The organism is Paenibacillus litoralis (assembly GCF_046244365.1).
Lineage (GTDB): Bacteria > Bacillota > Bacilli > Paenibacillales > NBRC-103111 > Paenibacillus_V.
In genome coordinates, this window is sequence record NZ_CP176395.1 from 7789791 (window position 1) to 7806690 (window position 16900).

Sequence of the window (16900 nt, forward strand, 5' to 3'; positions counted from 1 at the left end):
TGCCCAGAGCGGCACCGATGTGCCGTTCGTTTGCGCCTGCGCAGCTTGCGAAGCGTCGCCCAAGGAAGCGGCCGCCGAAGCGACCGTCCCTTCAGGATTGGATGTATCCGCCAGCCGCGTAGACTCGGAACAGAAAGCTAACCCCGAACCGCCGGGTATCAGGATTTCATGAGACATGGAATCGCGTCCTTCCAAACCTTTTCTAGTTTCGCTACAGGTGACTGAACCGCCGATTTCCCGTTTACTTGAATGCCGAGGTCGCTGCCGCCGACCGTGCCGAGTACTTGCGCAGGCACGCCGTTCGCGCTCAGAAGCGCCAGCAGCGCTTCTTTATTGCCAGCGGATGCGCTGAGCAGAATGCGCGATTGGCTTTCGCTGAACAGCGCGAAATCGCTGCGCAGCTCGCTTGCGAAGTTGACGCTTGCGCCGATTTTGCCGCTGATGCACGATTCCGCCAGCGCCGCTGCGAGGCCCCCTTCGGACAAGTCGTGCGCCGAAGCGACGAGACCTTTGCGGATCGCATCCAGAACGGTGCTAAGCAGCGCCTTTTCCACGTCCAGATCGATTTGCGGAGGACGTCCTTCGGTAACGCCATGAACGATATATTGGAATTCGCTGCCGCCGAGCTCCGCTTTCGTGTCGCCGAGGAGTACGATGACATCGCCTTCGTTTTTGAAGCCTTGCGTCGTCAGATGGTTGTCGATATCCGTTACCAAACCGACCATGCCGACAACCGGCGTCGGGTAAATCGCGCCTTTGGTGTTCTCGTTGTACAAGCTGACATTGCCGCCGATAACCGGCGTATCCAGCTTGCGGCAAGCTTCGGACATGCCGTCGACCGCTTTCTCGAGCTGCCAGAAAATTTCCGGCTTCTCCGGGCTGCCGAAGTTCAGGTTGTCCGTAATCGCGAGCGGCTCCGCGCCCGAGCAAACGACGTTGCGCGCCGCTTCCGCCAGAGCGATCTTGCCGCCCACTTCCGGATCGAGGTACACGTACCGGCCGTTGCAATCGGTCGTCATCGCGAGTCCTTTGCGCGTGCCCGGCACCTGTACGACTGCCGCGTCCGAACCCGGACGAACGACCGTGCTCGTGCGAACCATGTAGTCGTACTGGTTGTAAACCCATTCCTTGCTCGCCACCGTAGGGGAAGCAAGCACTTGCTCAAGAGCCGCGTTCAAATCCGTCACTTCCGCATAGCGGGTCGTGTCGATTTGGCCTTGCTCCGCATAGTAAGCAGGCTCCTTGGAAGGCTTGTTGTACTGCGGGCATTCGTCGACGAGTGCCGTTACCGGCATGTTGCCGACTTCCTCGCCTTTATGGATAAGACGAAGACGTCCGTCGTTCGTCACTTTGCCGACTTTGTAGCATTTTAGGCCCCAACGGCCGAAAATCGCGTTCGCTTGCTCTTCATGCTCGGGTTTCACGACGAACAGCATCCGTTCCTGCGATTCCGAAAGCATCATTTCGTAAGGCGTCATGCCTTCTTCGCGCTGCGGCACTTCATCGAGGTATAGCTCGATGCCGTTGCCCGCTTTGCTCGCCATTTCGGAGCTGGAGCAGGTCAAACCGGCTGCGCCCATATCTTGAATGCCGACGACGATGCCGGAGTTGATCAGATCGAGGCAAGCTTCGAGTACGAGCTTCTCCATGAACGGATCGCCCACTTGAACCGCCGAGCGTCTTTCTTCGGACTCTTCGCTGATTTCTTCGGATGCGAAGGTCGCGCCGTGAATGCCGTCGCGTCCCGTTGCCGGGCCGACGTAGAATACCGGGTTGCCGATCCCTTGGGCAACGCCGCGCTGAATTTTATCATGATCGATAATACCGACGCACATGGCGTTAACGAGCGGGTTTCCTTCATAGCTTTCGTCGAACATGATTTCGCCGCCGACGGTAGGAATCCCGATGCAGTTGCCGTATCCGGCAATACCGGAAACGACGTTTTCGAACAAGTATTTAACCCGGTCGTTCGTCAGCTTTCCGAAACGAAGCGAGTTCAAAGACGCTACCGGACGAGCGCCCATCGAGAAAATATCGCGAATGATGCCGCCGACGCCTGTCGCCGCGCCTTGATACGGTTCAACGGCCGAAGGGTGGTTATGACTTTCGATTTTGAACACGACAGCCTGGTTGTCGCCGATATCGACGATCCCTGCGCCTTCTCCCGGTCCCATCAGGACGCGCGGTCCGCTCGTCGGGAAACGGCGAAGCACCGGCTTGGAGTTTTTGTAGGAGCAGTGCTCCGACCACATAACGCTGAAAACGCCGATCTCGACGTAATTCGGCTTGCGTCCGAGGAAACCGCAAATCTTCGCGAACTCCTCGTCGGTTACGCCCATTTGCTTGTAAATCTTTTGATCGGCAATCTGTTCTGCCGTCGGTTCCTTAGCGGCTAACTGCTGCGCCATGTTTCTCCCTCCAGGTCGTCAATATTGATGTAAACATCCGCTTGCCGTCCGCCGAACCGAGCAGCTCGTTCACCGCTCGCTCCGGATGCGGCATCATGCCGACCACGTTGCCCGCTTTGTTGCTGATGCCCGCGATGTCGTCCACCGATCCGTTCGGATTGTCCACCGCGTAACGGAAGACGATCTGGTTATTCGCTTTAAGCTCGGCCAGCATCGCATCGTCGCAGTAGTAGTTGCCTTCGCCGTGGGCGATCGGAATGTCGATCACTTCGCCCTCTTGGTAATCTACCGTAAACGGATTGTTGTTGTTCTCCACGCGCAGCAGCGTGCTGTGACAGCGGAATTTGAGCGTTTGGTTACGCAGCATCGCGCCCGGAAGAAGACCGGCCTCGAGCAAAATTTGGAATCCGTTGCAAATGCCGAGAATGAATTTGCCTTGTTCTGCAGCCGCTACCAGCGCGCTCATGACCGGCGCAAAACGCGCGATCGCTCCGCAGCGCAAGTAATCCCCATAGGAAAATCCGCCGGGTACCAGAATGCAGTCATATTTGGACAAATCCGTTTCCGTGTGCCATACGTAATCGACCTTCTGGCCGACCGTTTCCTCTACCGCCTTATAGCAATCCAGGTCGCAGTTCGAGCCCGGGAATACCAGTACCGCGAAATTCATTACGCACCCTCCAGTTCGAAGCGGTAATCTTCGATAACCGTGTTCGCCAGCAGCTTCTCGCACATCGCGCGTACGCGTTTTTCCGCTTCGCTGCGGTCCGTCGTGTTCAGCGTCAATTCCATGTATTTGCCTACCCGGACTTTGTCCACTTCCTGAAAGCCCATCGAGTGAAGCGCGCCTTGCACGGCAGTTCCTTGAACGTCCAATACGCTTTGTTTAATCGTTACGTAGACGGTTGCTTTGATCATTAAGGGATGACCTCCTAAAAGTTTTGCGAAGCAAAATCTGCATCGTCAGCTTTGTGTTGCGAAGCAAATGGTGCATCGTCAGCATAAAATGGCGTTCCGCAGAACCGCGTTACCGATCTTTCTCGCCAAGCAGAAGCTATATCTGAAGCGCAAGCGCGAGCCTGCGCAGCATTTTTGGCCTGTCTGTACCGTACTTGCTTACTTCGACAGTCTGTTCAAAATATCTCTGTAGCGCAGCGACGTCGCTTCCACCACGTCCGCCGGAAGCGGATCGGGCACGCTGTTCTTGTCCCAGCCGGAATTCGCGAGGTACGTGCGTACCGGTTCCTTGTCCATTCCGTCGATCTCGATGTCGAGCGCATAGTTTTCCTTGGCCCAGAAGCGGGAGGAATCCGGGGTGAAAATCTCGTCGATGAGGATGATTTCCCCGTCGATCAGGCCGAATTCGAACTTCGTATCCGCCAAAATGATGCCGTTCTTCTCGCAGTAATCGCGCGCGAACTCGTACAGCCGGATGCTCTTCTCCTGCAGCGCTTCTGCGATATCCGCGCCGACAAGCTCCTTCATCCGTTCGAACGAAATGTCTTCGTCGTGGCCGACGTCGTTCTTCGCGGCAGGCGTGAAAATCGGCTGCGGGAAGCGTTCGTTTTTGCGCATGCCCTCGGGGAGCTTAATGCCGTTCACTTCACCCGTATTCTGGTATTGTCTCCATCCGCCGCCGGTAATATAGCCGCGCACGACGCATTCGATATCGATGCGCTCCGCCTTTTTCGTTACCATGATACGGTCCTTCAGCAGTTCCGGCGCGGTGACGAGGTCTCCGAGCTTCTCCACATCCGTATGCACCACGTGGTTCGGCTGAATCGCCGCGGTTTGCTCGAACCAGAAGCGGCTGAGCTGATTGAGCACGTTGCCTTTGTCAGGCACAGCCGGCTCCAGCACGTAGTCGAATGCGGAAATCCGGTCGGTCACGACGATCAGAAAATGCTCGCCGAGGTCATATAGCTCGCGCACCTTGCCTTTGTACAAAAGCGGCGCTTTCACATAAGGAGCGGCTGTCGAAATCGCGGTCGTTGACAAGTGAATACCTCCTAACAAAATATCCCCGTGACGGTCCGGGGCTTACTCCGAGTACTTTTCGGGGAGCCCCAAGTACAATCCCCAAAACCACAACTTTCTGCGATAACGGACTTTGGAGGCGTTATTGAAGCGTTTTTCGACGACAAAAGATGGAATAGCGGACTCCGACGGTCTTATTTCTCATGAAGCCTATCGCCTAAGCCATACAGTCCTTAGTTAACGCCCTGCAAGTCCGTTATTTCCATTTCCGGTCAAAAAACGTTCATTATAACGCCCTCAAAAGTCGTTATCTCAACCCATAATCGATCATCCCTTACGGGACGGGTTCAAACAACTCTAAGCCAGTTCCAAACGTGCGAAAATCGTGTCGACATGCTTCAGATGCCAGCTAGGATCGAAGCAATCGGCGATTTCATCCATGCTCAGCTGCTCGCGGATGACGCTGTCGTTCTCGACGATGTCGCGGAACGAGCGCTGCTCTTCCCAAGCCTGCATCGCTTTCGGCTGCACGGTGTCGTACGCCTGCTCGCGGCTGAAGCCCTTATCGATCAGCTTCGTCAGAACGCGGCCGGAGAACGGCACGTCGTATGTGCTTCTCATGTTGCGCTTCATGTTCTCAGGGAACACGGTCAAGTTCTTGATAATGTTGCCGAGACGATTCAGCATGTAGTTCAGCAAAATCGTCGCATCCGGCAAAATAACGCGCTCGACCGACGAGTGCGAAATGTCGCGCTCATGCCAGAGCGTCACGTTCTCGTAAGCGGAAATCATATGGCCGCGGATGACGCGGGACAAGCCGCTGATGCTTTCGCAGCCGATCGGGTTGCGCTTGTGCGGCATTGCCGACGAGCCCTTTTGACCCTTGGCGAACGGCTCTTCGACTTCGCGGAATTCGCTCTTCTGCAGGGCGCGGATTTCCGTCGCGAATTTGTCGAGCGAAGTAGCCACGAGCGCCAGCGTCGCCATGTATTCGGCGTGACGGTCGCGCTGCAGCGTTTGCGTCGAGATTGGAGCCGACTTGGTGCCGAGCTTGCCGCAAACATATTGCTCGATAAACGGATCGATGTTGGCGTACGTGCCTACCGCGCCGGACATTTTGCCGTACTGTACGCCGTCCGCCGCAAAACGGAACCGCTCCAGATTGCGTTTCATTTCTTCGTACCAGAGCGCCATCTTCAGTCCGAAGGTCGTCGGCTCGGCGTGAACGCCATGCGTCCGTCCCATCATCGGCGTATGCTTGTAGGCAATCGCTTTGTCCTTCAGAATGGCGATAAAGTTATTAATGTCGCGGTCCAAAATATCGTTCGCCTGCTTCAGCAAATAACCGAGCGCCGTATCGACGACGTCCGTCGAAGTCAAGCCGTAGTGGACCCATTTGCGCTCCGCTCCAAGCGATTCGGATACTGCGCGGGTAAACGCGATCACGTCGTGGCGCGTCTCCTGCTCGATTTCGTAAATGCGGTCAATGTTGAACGTCGCTTTCTCTCTAAGCAGCGCTATGTCTTCCTTAGGGATAATGCCCAGCTCCGACCAAGCCTCGCAAGAAAGAATTTCCACTTCAAGCCACGCTTGGAATTTGTTCTGCTCCGTCCAAATGGCCGCCATTTCCGGCCTGCTGTAACGATCGATCATGGATGAACCTCCTCGAATATATAAAGCTGTTAATAATTATTATAATGAACTTTCTTCAAGACCGCCAAATGCCCGTCCGGTCGATCCAATCGAGTGCATGCTGGGCTTCGTCCGCCAGCACGTTGACGTGGCCCATCTTTCTTTTGTGCTTCGCCTCATGCTTGCCGTAGAGATGGACCTTCACGGCCAGTCCCTCCGGCTCCTCCGTTTGCGAGGCCAGCAGGTCCAGCAGCGGCTGCACATGCTCTCCGAGCACGTTGACCATGACGACCGGCGTCAGCAGCTCCGTCCTGCCCAGCGGCAAATTGCATATCGCGCGAACATGCTGCTCGAACTGCGACGTGCGGCACGCCTCCATCGTGTAGTGTCCGGAGTTGTGCGGCCTTGGCGCAAGCTCGTTGACGAACAGCTCGCCTTCCGTCGTAAGAAACATTTCGACGGCGATCAGGCCGATCACGTCAAGCCCTTCCGCGATACGAACCGCAAGCTCCTCCGCTTTGCGAAGGACTGCTTCGTTCACGCGCGCCGGCACGATGGACAGGTGCAAAATATTATCGACATGGATGTTCTCCGCAACCGGGAACGTCTTTACCTCGCCGCGCGGGCTGCGCGCCGCGATCACCGACAGCTCCCGATCGAAGCGGATGAATTTCTCCAGCACCAGCTCCGTCTTCGCACGGTTCAAGGTCTCAAACGCCTCTTCGATCTCGGCTTCGGAGCGAATGACCCACTGGCCTTTGCCGTCGTAACCGCCGGTCGCCGTCTTCAGCACGCAAGGCGTGCCGAATCGCGCTACGGCAGCCTTCAGCTGCGCTGCGCTGGCGATCTCCTCGTACGGCGCCACCTGGACGCCCGCCGCCTCGATCGCCCGCTTCTCGCGAAGCCGGTGCTGCGTCGTATACAGCAGCTCGCTGCCCTGCGGCACATACGATTCGTTCATGAGCATCGCCGCCACGCCGGCGTCGACGTTCTCGAATTCGTAGGTGATCACGTCGGACAGCCGCGCAAGCTCGCGGGCCGCTTCGGCGTCGTCGTAGCCGGCGACGATCTGCTTGCTCGCCACCTGCCCGCACGGCGCGTCGTCCGTCGGATCGAGCGTCGCGAACCGGTACCCCATATGGCTTCCGGCAAGCGCCAGCATTCTGCCGAGCTGTCCGCCGCCGAGCACCCCGATCGTGGAGCCCGGTAAAATCGTCAAAGCAGGATCGTACCGTTTCGTTCCATCGCGAACGATTTCGTTCTGCATGCTGCTTGTCTCCTTACGTTTAGCGAGTTTTCATAAGCTATGTTCAATGGTTGCGACGGCGAGTCCGCCTCTTCGGCGGTTCCGCCATCCTACTCGAGCGACCCGCTCTCGATAACTTGCTGCTTGATTCGTTCGCGGCGCTCGCGCACCTTTTGTTGAATGTCCTTATCGAAGGCGCCCAAAATTTGCGCCGCAAGCAATCCCGCATTCGTCGCTCCGGCATTACCGATCGCTACCGTCGCTACAGGAATACCGCCCGGCATTTGCACGATGGAGAGCAGCGAATCCATGCCGTTCAGATTCGAAGATTTGACCGGAACGCCGATGACCGGAAGCTCCGTCTTAGCCGCTACCATTCCCGGCAAGTGAGCCGCTCCGCCCGCTCCCGCGATAATCACCTGCAACCCGCGCTCGATAGCCGTCTCCGCATATTCGAACATCAAATCAGGCGTGCGGTGCGCGGAAACGACCTTTTTCTCATAAGGAATGTCCAGCTCATCCAGTACTCCGCAGGCAAGCTTCATCGTTTCCCAATCCGACTGGCTGCCCATGATGACTCCCACTCTAACCGGCATGTTTTACGCTCCTTTTTATTAGGTAGTTCAAGAACCGTCATTACCCCATAGTTTCTATCATTTCCAAAAATACAAAAAGTCCTTGAGACAGGCTCCTAAAACCTGTCCGAAGGACAACAAGGCGGCTCGAATGCTTGCGCTGTCGGGCGCAGTCCGCGCAATGCGGCCCGCACAAACAGACAAGGGCGCCAAGCTGCGTAGCCTGCCGTCCCTATACATTCGCTTACTCGTAGTCCAAAAATTCATGGTTTCTGGGTAGAGACTTTCGGGCCATATCCCCGATTTTATACGAGATGCGATTCATGACTTATCATGTTAACTTTCACTTTTAGTTTACCCGACCGCAACAGGCGCTGTCAACCCGAAAAACCGAACATTAAAAAAGAATAAAGCCCTTAAAGTTCGCTTTTGTCACACTATTTCCAAAATTCAGCGAGAAACTCGTTCCACAATCCGTACATTTTCATAAAATCGGGATGTAAGCACTTTCTTTTTCCGGTTATAGCAGAAGTTGGCTTTCTCTTGCCGCAATGGGCGTTGTTGAACTACGCATTTTTCAGTACGGGATTGTTGAGCATGCGCACATTAAAAAACGGCATCCCCGAGCTCCCGCTCGGAAACGCCGTTGATCCCGTAGTCAGCACGCCGCTCGAGGCGGCGCGCAACCCCCTTTAGCCTTGGCTGCCGATCAGCGCATAGCGCAGAACGATCAGGATGGCGAGCACCCACATCAGCCAGTGAACCTTGTACTTGCCTTTGTTGCCGAGGTTCGCAACCGTCGCCAGCACGACGTAAGTCACGATACCGAACGAGATGCCGTTCGCGATATTATAAGTGAAAGGCATGATCGTAATCGTCAGGAACGCCGGAATGGCGACAACAAAATCTTGGAAGTCGATGTCTTTGACCGACTGCATCATCAGAACGCCGACGATGATCAAGGCAGCTGCGGTTGCGGAGCCCGGAATAAGCGCCACGACCGGAGCCAGGAACAAGGCAAGCAGGAAAAATACGCCCGTCGTAACGGCGGTGAGTCCCGTGCGTCCGCCTTCCGCAACGCCTGCGGAGCTTTCCACGTAAGCCGTTACCGTACTTGTACCGACAAGTGCGCCGCCGCCTACGCCGATTGCGTCAACGAGCATCGCTTTGCCGACTTTTTTCTTGCCTTCTTCCGGATTCTTCATCAGACCCGCACGGTTTGCGGTACCGACAAGCGTACCGAACGTGTCGAACAGCTCGACGAACGTGAACGTCGCAATGATCGAAATGATGCCTGCATGCATGACGCCTTCGAAGTCGAATGCGGCAAACTGCAGCTTGCTGAAATCCGGAACCCAAGGGGTTTTGTCCGCGCTAATGGAGTCGAACGAAACGTAGCCGAGCAGCAAAGCGACTACCGTCGTGCCGAGAATACCGAACAAAATCGCGCCGCGCACGCGCAGCACCATCAAGATGGCGATGAGAATAAGACCGACCAGCGCCAACTGAACGTTGTGATTCTCGAGGCTTCCCATATGGAAGACCGTCTCAAAGCCGAGCACATCTGTAAAAACGCCTTTCTTCACATCGGTTACGGAGTATTCCACGCCGACCGTCAAAAGGCCGCTATTTTTCAATCCGATAATGGTGATAAAAAGCCCGATCCCGACCGTAATCGCATGCTTCAAGTTGTCCGGAATCGCCACCAAGAGCATTTGGCGCACTTTGGTCACCGTCAAAATGATGAAGATAATCCCCGAAATGAATACCGCGGTTAACGCCATTTCCCAGGTAATCGGCTTGTCCGTCGCGGCTGATGCCAAAATGACCGTCGCGAAGTAAGCGTTAAGTCCCATACCCGGAGCGAGCGCTACCGGAAAATTGACGAAGAGTCCCATCGCGATCGTAAAAATACCCGCTGCAAGCGCCGTTGCAAGGAACACCGCGTACCAATCCATGCCGGTTTTCCCGAAACCGCTAAGGACGTCCGGATTGACCGCAAGGATGTAGGCCATCGTCATGAAGGTCGTGATGCCGGCCATAATTTCCGTTCTTACGTTGGTACCGTTCGCTTTTAACTTGAAATAACGATCCATTGCTGCTACTTTCCCCCTAAACAAAATTGAATTTGTTTTGGACAACAAGAAAACCTAAGGCATATTGACCTTAGGCTCCCTCTGCGCAGAAAAAATATCCCATAGCCATGGTTCTACGGAACATTCGTATGCGCATTTTCGTAGCCAGATCATTTGCGGTGACCTCGTAGAGACTCCCAGGCCGATTCCCGGGATTATACGAAAAATTTGTTTTCCTTCCTTCATTTTATGAGCACTGTCGAATCGTGTCAATACAAAACACGAACGATTACCGGATACTCTTTCGGTCAATGTTCGGAGACTTGCTGCCTGCGATAACTTGTATCCCTTTTCATTCCGAACATTCTGATAAGGGAGGCGATATTGTCGTTTGACACGCCGAGTACCGCATGCCGTTTGACACACCGAGAACCGCATGCCGTTTGACACACCAAGTACCGCATGCCGTTTGACACTCCAAGTACAGCATGCCGTTTGACACACCGAGTACCGCATGCCGTTTGACACACCGAGTACGTATGCCGTTTGACACACCGAGTACGTATGCCGTTTGACATACCGAGTACCTGATGCCGTTTGTCACACTGAGTACCGCATGCCGTTTGACACACCGAGTACCGCATGCCGTTTGACACTCCGAGTACCGCATGCCGTTTGACACACCGAGTACCGCATGCCGTTTGACACCCCGAGTACCGCATGCCATTTGTGACCCCGAGTACCGTATACCGTTTGTGACCCCGAGTACCGTATACCGTTTGAAACACCGAGTACCGCATGCCGATTCTGCTTGCTGACTAATTAATTTCATCTTCCGCTTACTACTATGCCGCTACTCTTTATGAAAGTTTGTGAGACAATTTTATCTTAGTTCCCCTCTGGTCATCTACATCTGCATCGGCGCATCATTTTTGCTTCTTTATCCAGAACATTCTCCCTAGACTGTGAGGAAACTGACGTTAGTGTTTGCTTACAATCAGCCATTTCCCCGCATAGTGAAGAGAAGTTCACTATTACTGAACCTAAATTCACTATTTTGTGGATTTGGTGCTCCCAGCAGTCGTTAGTGAACTAGACGTCGCTATTTTACCCGGAAGTTCACTATTAGCGTCGTTTGGTTCACTATCCGGAGCATTGCCCGTACAAGAGGCTGAAATAGTGAACTTTGGTTCATAAATAGTGAACTTTGGTTCATTAAGTCGCATTTGGCCGCGAAAATCGCTCAAAACCGCTGTTCTATGCGAGACGCATCCCAGCGTTAAACGCTGTGGTCGAGGTTATTAGTTTAGAGTGAGGTAGTTGAGGTAGTTGAGGTAGTTGAGGTAGTTGAGGTAGTTGAGGTAGTTGAGGTAGTTGAGGTAGTTGAGGTAGTTGAGGTAGTTGAGGTAGTTGAGGTAGTTGAGGTAGTTGAGGTAGTTGAGGTAGTTGAGGTAGTTGAGGTAGTTGAGACAACTTAAGATTAGTTGAGGTAAGTCGGCGTTAGTCGGCGTTAGCTGAGATTGCTTGAGGCTAGGTGCGCTTGGATACCCTAATCCCCCGCTACCTCCCGCACAAAAAACAAAAGCCGTCCCTTAAGCAGCAATAGCTCAAGGGACGGCTCATTATAACGTTACTCCCACTCGATCGTCGCAGGCGGCTTCGAGGTGATGTCGTAGACGATGCGGTTGACGTTCTCCACTTCGTTGACGATACGCACCGAAATTTTCTCCAGCACGTCCCACGGAATGCGCGCCCAGTCGGCGGTCATGCCGTCGATCGAGGTAACGGCACGGATGCCGACCGTGTACGAATACGTACGGGCATCGCCCATAACGCCGACACTCTTCATATTCGGCAACGCCGTGAAATATTGCCAAATTTCGCGGTCAAGTCCGGCTTTGGCGATCTCCTCGCGCAGAATCCAGTCGGAATCGCGCACGATCTTCAGCTTGTCTTCCGTCACTTCGCCAAGCACGCGAATCGCGAGACCCGGGCCCGGGAACGGCTGACGCCATACGATTTCGTCCGGCAAGCCGCATTCCGATCCGACTTTGCGAACTTCGTCCTTAAACAGCGCCTTAAGCGGTTCGACCAGCTTGAACTTCATGTCTTCCGGCAAGCCGCCCACGTTATGGTGCGATTTGATCGTTTGCGCCGTGGCCGTACCGCTTTCGACGATGTCGGTATACAGCGTGCCTTGCGCAAGGAAAGCGAAGTCGTCGAATTGCGTCGACTCTTCCTCGAACACGCGAATGAATTCCGTGCCGATAATTTTACGCTTTTGCTCCGGATCGTCCACGCCGGCCAGCTTGCCGAGGAACCGATCACGCGCGTCGATCTTGACTACTTTCATATCGAACTTGCCGACGAACGTCTCCATGACGCTTTCCGCTTCGCCTTTACGCAGCAGACCGTGGTCGATGAACATGCATGTCAGCTGATCGCCGATCGCTTTGTGGATCAGCATCGCCACTACGGAAGAATCGACGCCGCCGCTAAGCGCACACAGCACTTTCTCGCTGCCCACCTGCTCGCGGATATCGCGAATCGTATCTTCGATGAACGATTCCATGCTCCAGTTGCCTTCGCATCCGCAAATGTTGTACAGGAAATTGCGGATCATTTCGTTGCCGTATACGGAGTGGCGCACTTCCGGGTGGAATTGGACCGCGTACATGTTTTTCTCCGGGTGGCGCATGCCGGCTACCGGCGCGTGTTCCGTGCTGGCGTCGACGATGAAGCCTTCCGGCAATTCGGCTACCATGTCGCCATGGCTCATCCATACCGTCTGTTTGCTCTCGAGACCTTGCACGAGCGGACCGCCCGCTACGAACTCGACATCCGCTTTCCCATACTCCCTCTTGCCCGCGCGCTGCACTTTTCCTTTAAGCATGTGAGCCATCAGCTGCATGCCGTAGCAAATGCCGAAAATCGGCACGCCCAGCTCATAGACCGCCGGATCGACGTGAGGCGCGTTCTCTTCGTACACGCTCGACGGTCCTCCCGAAAATACAATGCCTTTCGGCTGCAAAGCACGCAGCTTCTCTACCGGCGTATTGAACGGCAGCAGTTCGCTGTAAACGCCGAGGTCGCGAATGCGGCGGGCGATCAATTGGTTGTATTGGCCGCCGAAGTCGAGCACAACAATGATTTCATTCGGTTTGTTCATCGCAGATTCCGTACCTACTTCCTTCAGGTTGTATGAATAGAGATTATTATATAGAACCGTACAGGAGCGGTCAAGGAAGGCGATCTCCTCTTCGGCAGCCTTAAGGAGCAACTGCATGTCAATGCCAGAATGGAGGAAAAACGGACAAAACGACGGACATCAAAAAACAATCGGCTATCGGGCGGGAAACAAACATCGAAATAAAGCAGAGTAGTCTCCGCTCCCCCAAAAATGAAAAACAGAGACATTACACCCGCCCAATACGCCGCCTCCCCCATTGCCGTCAGTTACCGCTATTTCCCTTTACTCACACTACCGTCATTTGCTGCTCTTTCCCCATTGCCGTCAATTCCATCCCTTCCCCCTTACTAACGTTACCGACAATTACCGCCCATTCCCCCCTTTTATTCTTTACCCTGTCCCCCATTTCCCGTCATTTACCACCGTTTTCCCCTTACCCACGTTACCGCCCTTCCCCCGTTGCGGCCATTTTCCCCTCAATCCCCATTGTCCCGGGTCGTTCGCAACCTCCGGGCGGATTCCTCAACATTCCCGGCCGAACGCTTCGGATAGGCAAGTTTACAGAGCCTGCATTTGGTTAATCATGGTACTGACCGCTTTTACGAAATGCTCATGCTCCATGGGGCGACAGGCGATAGCGGGTACCCCAGGAGTTTACAATCCGGCGCCCGGGAAATAATGATGGCTAGTTCACGAACAGACGAGGGATGGACGATGAAATTTACGAGAAAAAAAGTGACTCCTGCCGCCGCTCCCGGATCCAACCGGAATCAACAAGCAGCCGTTCCGAAACACCCGCTGCATGCAAGCCTGACCGAAAACATTCAATATATTAACGAAAAAATCGGCAAAAGCGACGATATCATCATCCGTCAATTCAAAATCGGAAACGAAACTCGGATCAACGCGGCCATTTTCTATACGGAGGGACTCGTAAATACGAGCGCCGCCAATCAGTTTATTATGGAAGCGCTCATGCTCGACATGCCGAAGAACGAAATTGAGAAAGCCATCGCCTCCGGGGACAACCTGCTCCATGTTTTGAAGGATTCGGTGCTTGCCGTCAGCGACGTACAGGATGTGTCGGAATTTGCCCCGTTGTTGACTTCGCTAATGGCGGGCAATGTCATTTTCTTGTTGGACGGCTACGCTCAAGGCCTCGTCATCCAGATGAGCGGCTATGAGAGCCGCAGCGTATCGGAGCCCGTCAACGAAGCGGTCGTGCGCGGACCGAGGGAAAGCTTTACGGAAAGCCTGCGCACCAATACCGCACTGATCCGCCGGAAAATAACCGATCCAAGCTTATGGCTCGAGAGCAGGAAGATCGGAAGGGTGACGCAAACGGAAGTTGCCGTCATGTACATCCAAGGCATCGCGAACGATAAAGTCGTTCAAGAGGTACGCACGCGTCTGGACCGGATCGACATCGACGCGATTCTGGAAAGCGGCTATATCGAGGAACTGATCCAGGACGATTCCTTTTCGCCGTTCCCGACCGTCTACAATACCGAGCGCCCCGATGTGATCGCCGCGGAGCTTCTGGAAGGGAAGGTCGTCATTGTCGTGGACGGGACACCGTTCGTGCTCGTCGTCCCCGCCTTGTTCATCTCCTTCTTCCATTCGGCGGAAGATTATTATCAGCGTGCCGATATCAGCAGCCTTATCCGCATTCTTCGTTTCATCGGCATCTTTATCGCCCTGCTAGGTCCGTCGCTGTATATCGCCATCACGACGTTTCATCAGGAAATGCTGCCGACCCAGCTGCTCATCGGTCTGGCCGCCCAGCGGGAAGGCGTTCCTTTTCCCGCCTTTATCGAAGCGCTCATGATGGAAATCACGTTCGAAATATTGCGGGAGGCCGGCATCCGAATGCCCCGGACGATCGGACAAGCGGTATCGATTGTCGGGACGCTGGTCATCGGTCAAGCAGCGGTAGAGGCGGGCATCGTATCGGCAGCCATGGTCATTGTCGTATCGATTACCGCGATATCGAACTTCGTCTTTCCGTCCATCAATATGTCCATATCGATTCGCATGCTGCGTTTCCCCTTGATGGGACTCGCCGCTTCATTCGGCATTTTCGGAATCATCGTAGGGATTATCGCGCTGGTTCTTCATTTGTGCAGCCTGCGTTCCTTCGGGGTGCCTTATATGAGTCCGTTCGCCCCTATCGTTACCGCCGATCTCAAAGATTCGCTTTTTCGGCTCCCGCACTGGGCCCTGTTTTCGCGCCCGCGGCTGATCAGCCAGAAAAATATCATTCGCGAACAAAATCCTCCGACTACGAAACCGCATCCCAGAGAATAAAGAGAGGTTTGAAACATGCCGCGAAAATGGTTAGTAGCGTTACTTCTCGCCGCTCTGCTGCTAGAGAGCACCGGCTGCTGGAACCGCCGGGAATTGAATACGCTCGGAATCGCCGTCGGATACGGTATCGATAAAGCGGACGGCCAATTCCGGTTGTCCGTACAAGTCGTAGACCCCGGCGAAGCGGCTTCACGTAAAGGAAGCAGCAGCCTTTCCCCGGTTACCATTTACAGCGCAACGGGCAATTCCGTATTCGAGGCGCTGCGCAGAATGACGAAGGAAAGTCCGAGAAAAATTTACTCCTCGCACGTTCGAATTCTTGTCATCGGCGAGTCCCTTGCCAGAGAAGGCATCTCGGACGCGCTCGATTTCTTGTCCAGAGACCACGAACTTCGCAACGACTTTTACATTGTCGTGGCGAAGGATACGCAAGCGGAGAACGTTCTGAAAGTCTTGACATCGCTGGAAAAAATACCGTCAATCAACCTGTTCAACTCCCTGGAAACGTCGGAAAAAGCGTGGGCGCCGACGCGAAAGGTGACCTTGAACGAGCTGATAGCCGACTTGACCGACGAAGGCAAGCAAGCGATCTTGACCGGCATCGAGCTAAGCAGGGACGAGGAGACGGGAAATACAAGACAAAACGTCGAAATGATCGATCCGGTCGACCGTATCCGATACTCCGGACTGGCCGTGTTTAACGGCGACAAATTGATCGGATGGCTGAACGAGGATGAAAGCAAAGTCTACAACTATGTGACGGATCATGTGAAAAGCACGGTCGGGATGTTGAACTGCCCGCAAGGAGGCCAGATGTCGGTCGAGGTCATCCGGTCCCAAACGAAGGTAAAAGGCAAAGTCAAAGACGGCAAACCGGCTATCGATCTGAATGTCCGTATGGAAGTGAATGTCGGAGAAGTCGCCTGCCATGTCGACCTGACGAAGGTACAATCGATCGACGAGCTGACCAAACTCGCGAATCAAACGGTGGAAGGCTTTATTAAAACGGCGATCAAAAAAATGCAGAAGCAGTACAAAGTGGATATATACGGGTTCGGTCAAGTTATCCATCGCGCGCAGCCTAAGCTTTGGAAGCAGATTGGTAAGGACTGGGACGCCCATTTCGTCAATCTTCCGGTAAGCGTGAAGGCGGACACCAAAATTCGCCGCCTCGGCACGGTAAGCAATTCCTTCATTGAAGAAATGAAGAAATAAAGGAGCGGATCCGATGTGGGCCATTTCCGGAATCGTCGTCGTAACGGCTGCGATCGCCATAATCGAAGGACCATCGCTTTGGAAGAAAAAATGGAAGAAGGAGCTATTCGTGTTTTCCGTTATGCTTCTGTCCGGAACTGCGCTGAGCATTGCGCTCATCCTGCATATTGACATTCCGAACCCGCTCGATTTGATTGTTTACCTATACAAACCGCTTAGCGATTCTCTCCTGAAAATGTTGGAATAGCGAGAAACCGGCAAGTGGGGGATTCGAA

The 16900-nt window shown here is 54.3% G+C and carries 12 protein-coding genes and 2 riboswitches; of the genes, 3 read left to right on the forward strand and 9 right to left on the reverse strand.

The genetic code is table 11. The annotated features are described in order from the left end of the window. Positions 1-158: 158 nt before the first annotated feature. The 9 genes from purL to guaA all read right to left on the reverse strand — a co-directional run bounded on the left by purL (position 159) and on the right by guaA (position 13082). On the reverse strand, positions 159-2408 hold the full coding sequence (purL, locus tag ACKGJP_RS32715; protein WP_409342916.1) for a phosphoribosylformylglycinamidine synthase subunit PurL: 2250 nt from the start codon (positions 2406-2408) through the stop codon (positions 159-161). Beyond that, positions 2386-3078 carry a phosphoribosylformylglycinamidine synthase subunit PurQ gene (gene purQ, locus ACKGJP_RS32720; RefSeq protein WP_409342917.1) on the reverse strand — a complete coding sequence of 231 codons (693 nt, stop codon included), beginning with the start codon at positions 3076-3078 and terminating at the stop codon, positions 2386-2388. Before purQ ends, purL begins: the two co-directional genes overlap by 23 nt. Then, a complete protein-coding gene (purS, locus tag ACKGJP_RS32725; RefSeq protein WP_409342918.1) occupies positions 3078-3326 on the reverse strand; it encodes a phosphoribosylformylglycinamidine synthase subunit PurS in 249 nt (82 codons plus the stop codon). Before purS ends, purQ begins: the two co-directional genes overlap by 1 nt. A 198-nt stretch (positions 3327-3524) precedes the next feature. Beyond that, positions 3525-4406 carry a phosphoribosylaminoimidazolesuccinocarboxamide synthase gene (locus ACKGJP_RS32730; protein ID WP_409342919.1) on the reverse strand — a complete coding sequence of 294 codons (882 nt, stop codon included), beginning with the start codon at positions 4404-4406 and terminating at the stop codon, positions 3525-3527. 336 nt (positions 4407-4742) lie between these two features. Further along, positions 4743-6038, reverse strand: coding sequence for an adenylosuccinate lyase (purB, locus tag ACKGJP_RS32735; RefSeq protein WP_409342920.1), 1296 nt, complete (start codon positions 6036-6038; stop codon positions 4743-4745). 55 nt (positions 6039-6093) lie between these two features. Further along, positions 6094-7284, reverse strand: coding sequence for a 5-(carboxyamino)imidazole ribonucleotide synthase (gene purK / locus ACKGJP_RS32740; RefSeq protein ID WP_409342921.1), 1191 nt, complete (start codon positions 7282-7284; stop codon positions 6094-6096). Positions 7285-7373: 89 nt separating this feature from the next. Next, entirely contained in the window at positions 7374-7859 is a 486-nt protein-coding gene (gene purE, locus ACKGJP_RS32745; RefSeq protein WP_409342922.1) for a 5-(carboxyamino)imidazole ribonucleotide mutase, read from the reverse strand. Between the two features lie 210 nt (positions 7860-8069). Further along, positions 8070-8171: riboswitch (purine riboswitch) on the reverse strand. A 359-nt stretch (positions 8172-8530) separates the two neighbouring features. Next, positions 8531-9934 carry an NCS2 family permease gene (locus ACKGJP_RS32750; protein ID WP_409342923.1) on the reverse strand — a complete coding sequence of 468 codons (1404 nt, stop codon included), beginning with the start codon at positions 9932-9934 and terminating at the stop codon, positions 8531-8533. Positions 9935-10055: 121 nt separating this feature from the next. After that, positions 10056-10156: riboswitch (purine riboswitch) on the reverse strand. A gap of 1387 nt (positions 10157-11543) precedes the next feature. Then, on the reverse strand, positions 11544-13082 hold the full coding sequence (gene guaA / locus ACKGJP_RS32755; RefSeq protein WP_409342924.1) for a glutamine-hydrolyzing GMP synthase: 1539 nt from the start codon (positions 13080-13082) through the stop codon (positions 11544-11546). Positions 13083-13817: 735 nt separating this feature from the next. Between guaA and ACKGJP_RS32760 the strand changes: the two genes are divergently transcribed. From ACKGJP_RS32760 to ACKGJP_RS32770, 3 genes are read left to right on the forward strand one after another with little or no spacing between them, the layout of a single operon-like run. Further along, positions 13818-15410, forward strand: coding sequence for a spore germination protein (locus tag ACKGJP_RS32760; protein WP_409342925.1), 1593 nt, complete (start codon positions 13818-13820; stop codon positions 15408-15410). 15 nt (positions 15411-15425) lie between these two features. Next, a complete protein-coding gene (locus ACKGJP_RS32765; RefSeq protein WP_409342926.1) occupies positions 15426-16625 on the forward strand; it encodes a Ger(x)C family spore germination protein in 1200 nt (399 codons plus the stop codon). A gap of 13 nt (positions 16626-16638) precedes the next feature. Then, a complete protein-coding gene (locus ACKGJP_RS32770) occupies positions 16639-16872 on the forward strand; it encodes a hypothetical protein (protein WP_409342927.1) in 234 nt (77 codons plus the stop codon). Positions 16873-16900 lie beyond the last annotated feature (28 nt).

What these genes read in the sequence shown, in the direction of transcription:
- ACKGJP_RS32770 (WP_409342927.1), top strand. Translation starts at nt 16,639, where the DNA reads ATGTGGGCCATTTCCGGAATCGTCGTCGTAACGGCTGCGATCGCCATA.
- ACKGJP_RS32750 (WP_409342923.1), bottom strand. Translation starts at nt 9,934, where the DNA reads ATGGATCGTTATTTCAAGTTAAAAGCGAACGGTACCAACGTAAGAACG.
- ACKGJP_RS32765 (WP_409342926.1), top strand. Translation starts at nt 15,426, where the DNA reads ATGCCGCGAAAATGGTTAGTAGCGTTACTTCTCGCCGCTCTGCTGCTA.
- purQ (WP_409342917.1), bottom strand. Translation starts at nt 3,078, where the DNA reads ATGAATTTCGCGGTACTGGTATTCCCGGGCTCGAACTGCGACCTGGAT.
- purK (WP_409342921.1), bottom strand. Translation starts at nt 7,284, where the DNA reads ATGCAGAACGAAATCGTTCGCGATGGAACGAAACGGTACGATCCTGCT.
- purS (WP_409342918.1), bottom strand. Translation starts at nt 3,326, where the DNA reads ATGATCAAAGCAACCGTCTACGTAACGATTAAACAAAGCGTATTGGAC.
- purE (WP_409342922.1), bottom strand. Translation starts at nt 7,859, where the DNA reads ATGCCGGTTAGAGTGGGAGTCATCATGGGCAGCCAGTCGGATTGGGAA.
- purL (WP_409342916.1), bottom strand. Translation starts at nt 2,408, where the DNA reads ATGGCGCAGCAGTTAGCCGCTAAGGAACCGACGGCAGAACAGATTGCC.
- purB (WP_409342920.1), bottom strand. Translation starts at nt 6,038, where the DNA reads ATGATCGATCGTTACAGCAGGCCGGAAATGGCGGCCATTTGGACGGAG.
- guaA (WP_409342924.1), bottom strand. Translation starts at nt 13,082, where the DNA reads ATGAACAAACCGAATGAAATCATTGTTGTGCTCGACTTCGGCGGCCAA.
- ACKGJP_RS32760 (WP_409342925.1), top strand. Translation starts at nt 13,818, where the DNA reads ATGAAATTTACGAGAAAAAAAGTGACTCCTGCCGCCGCTCCCGGATCC.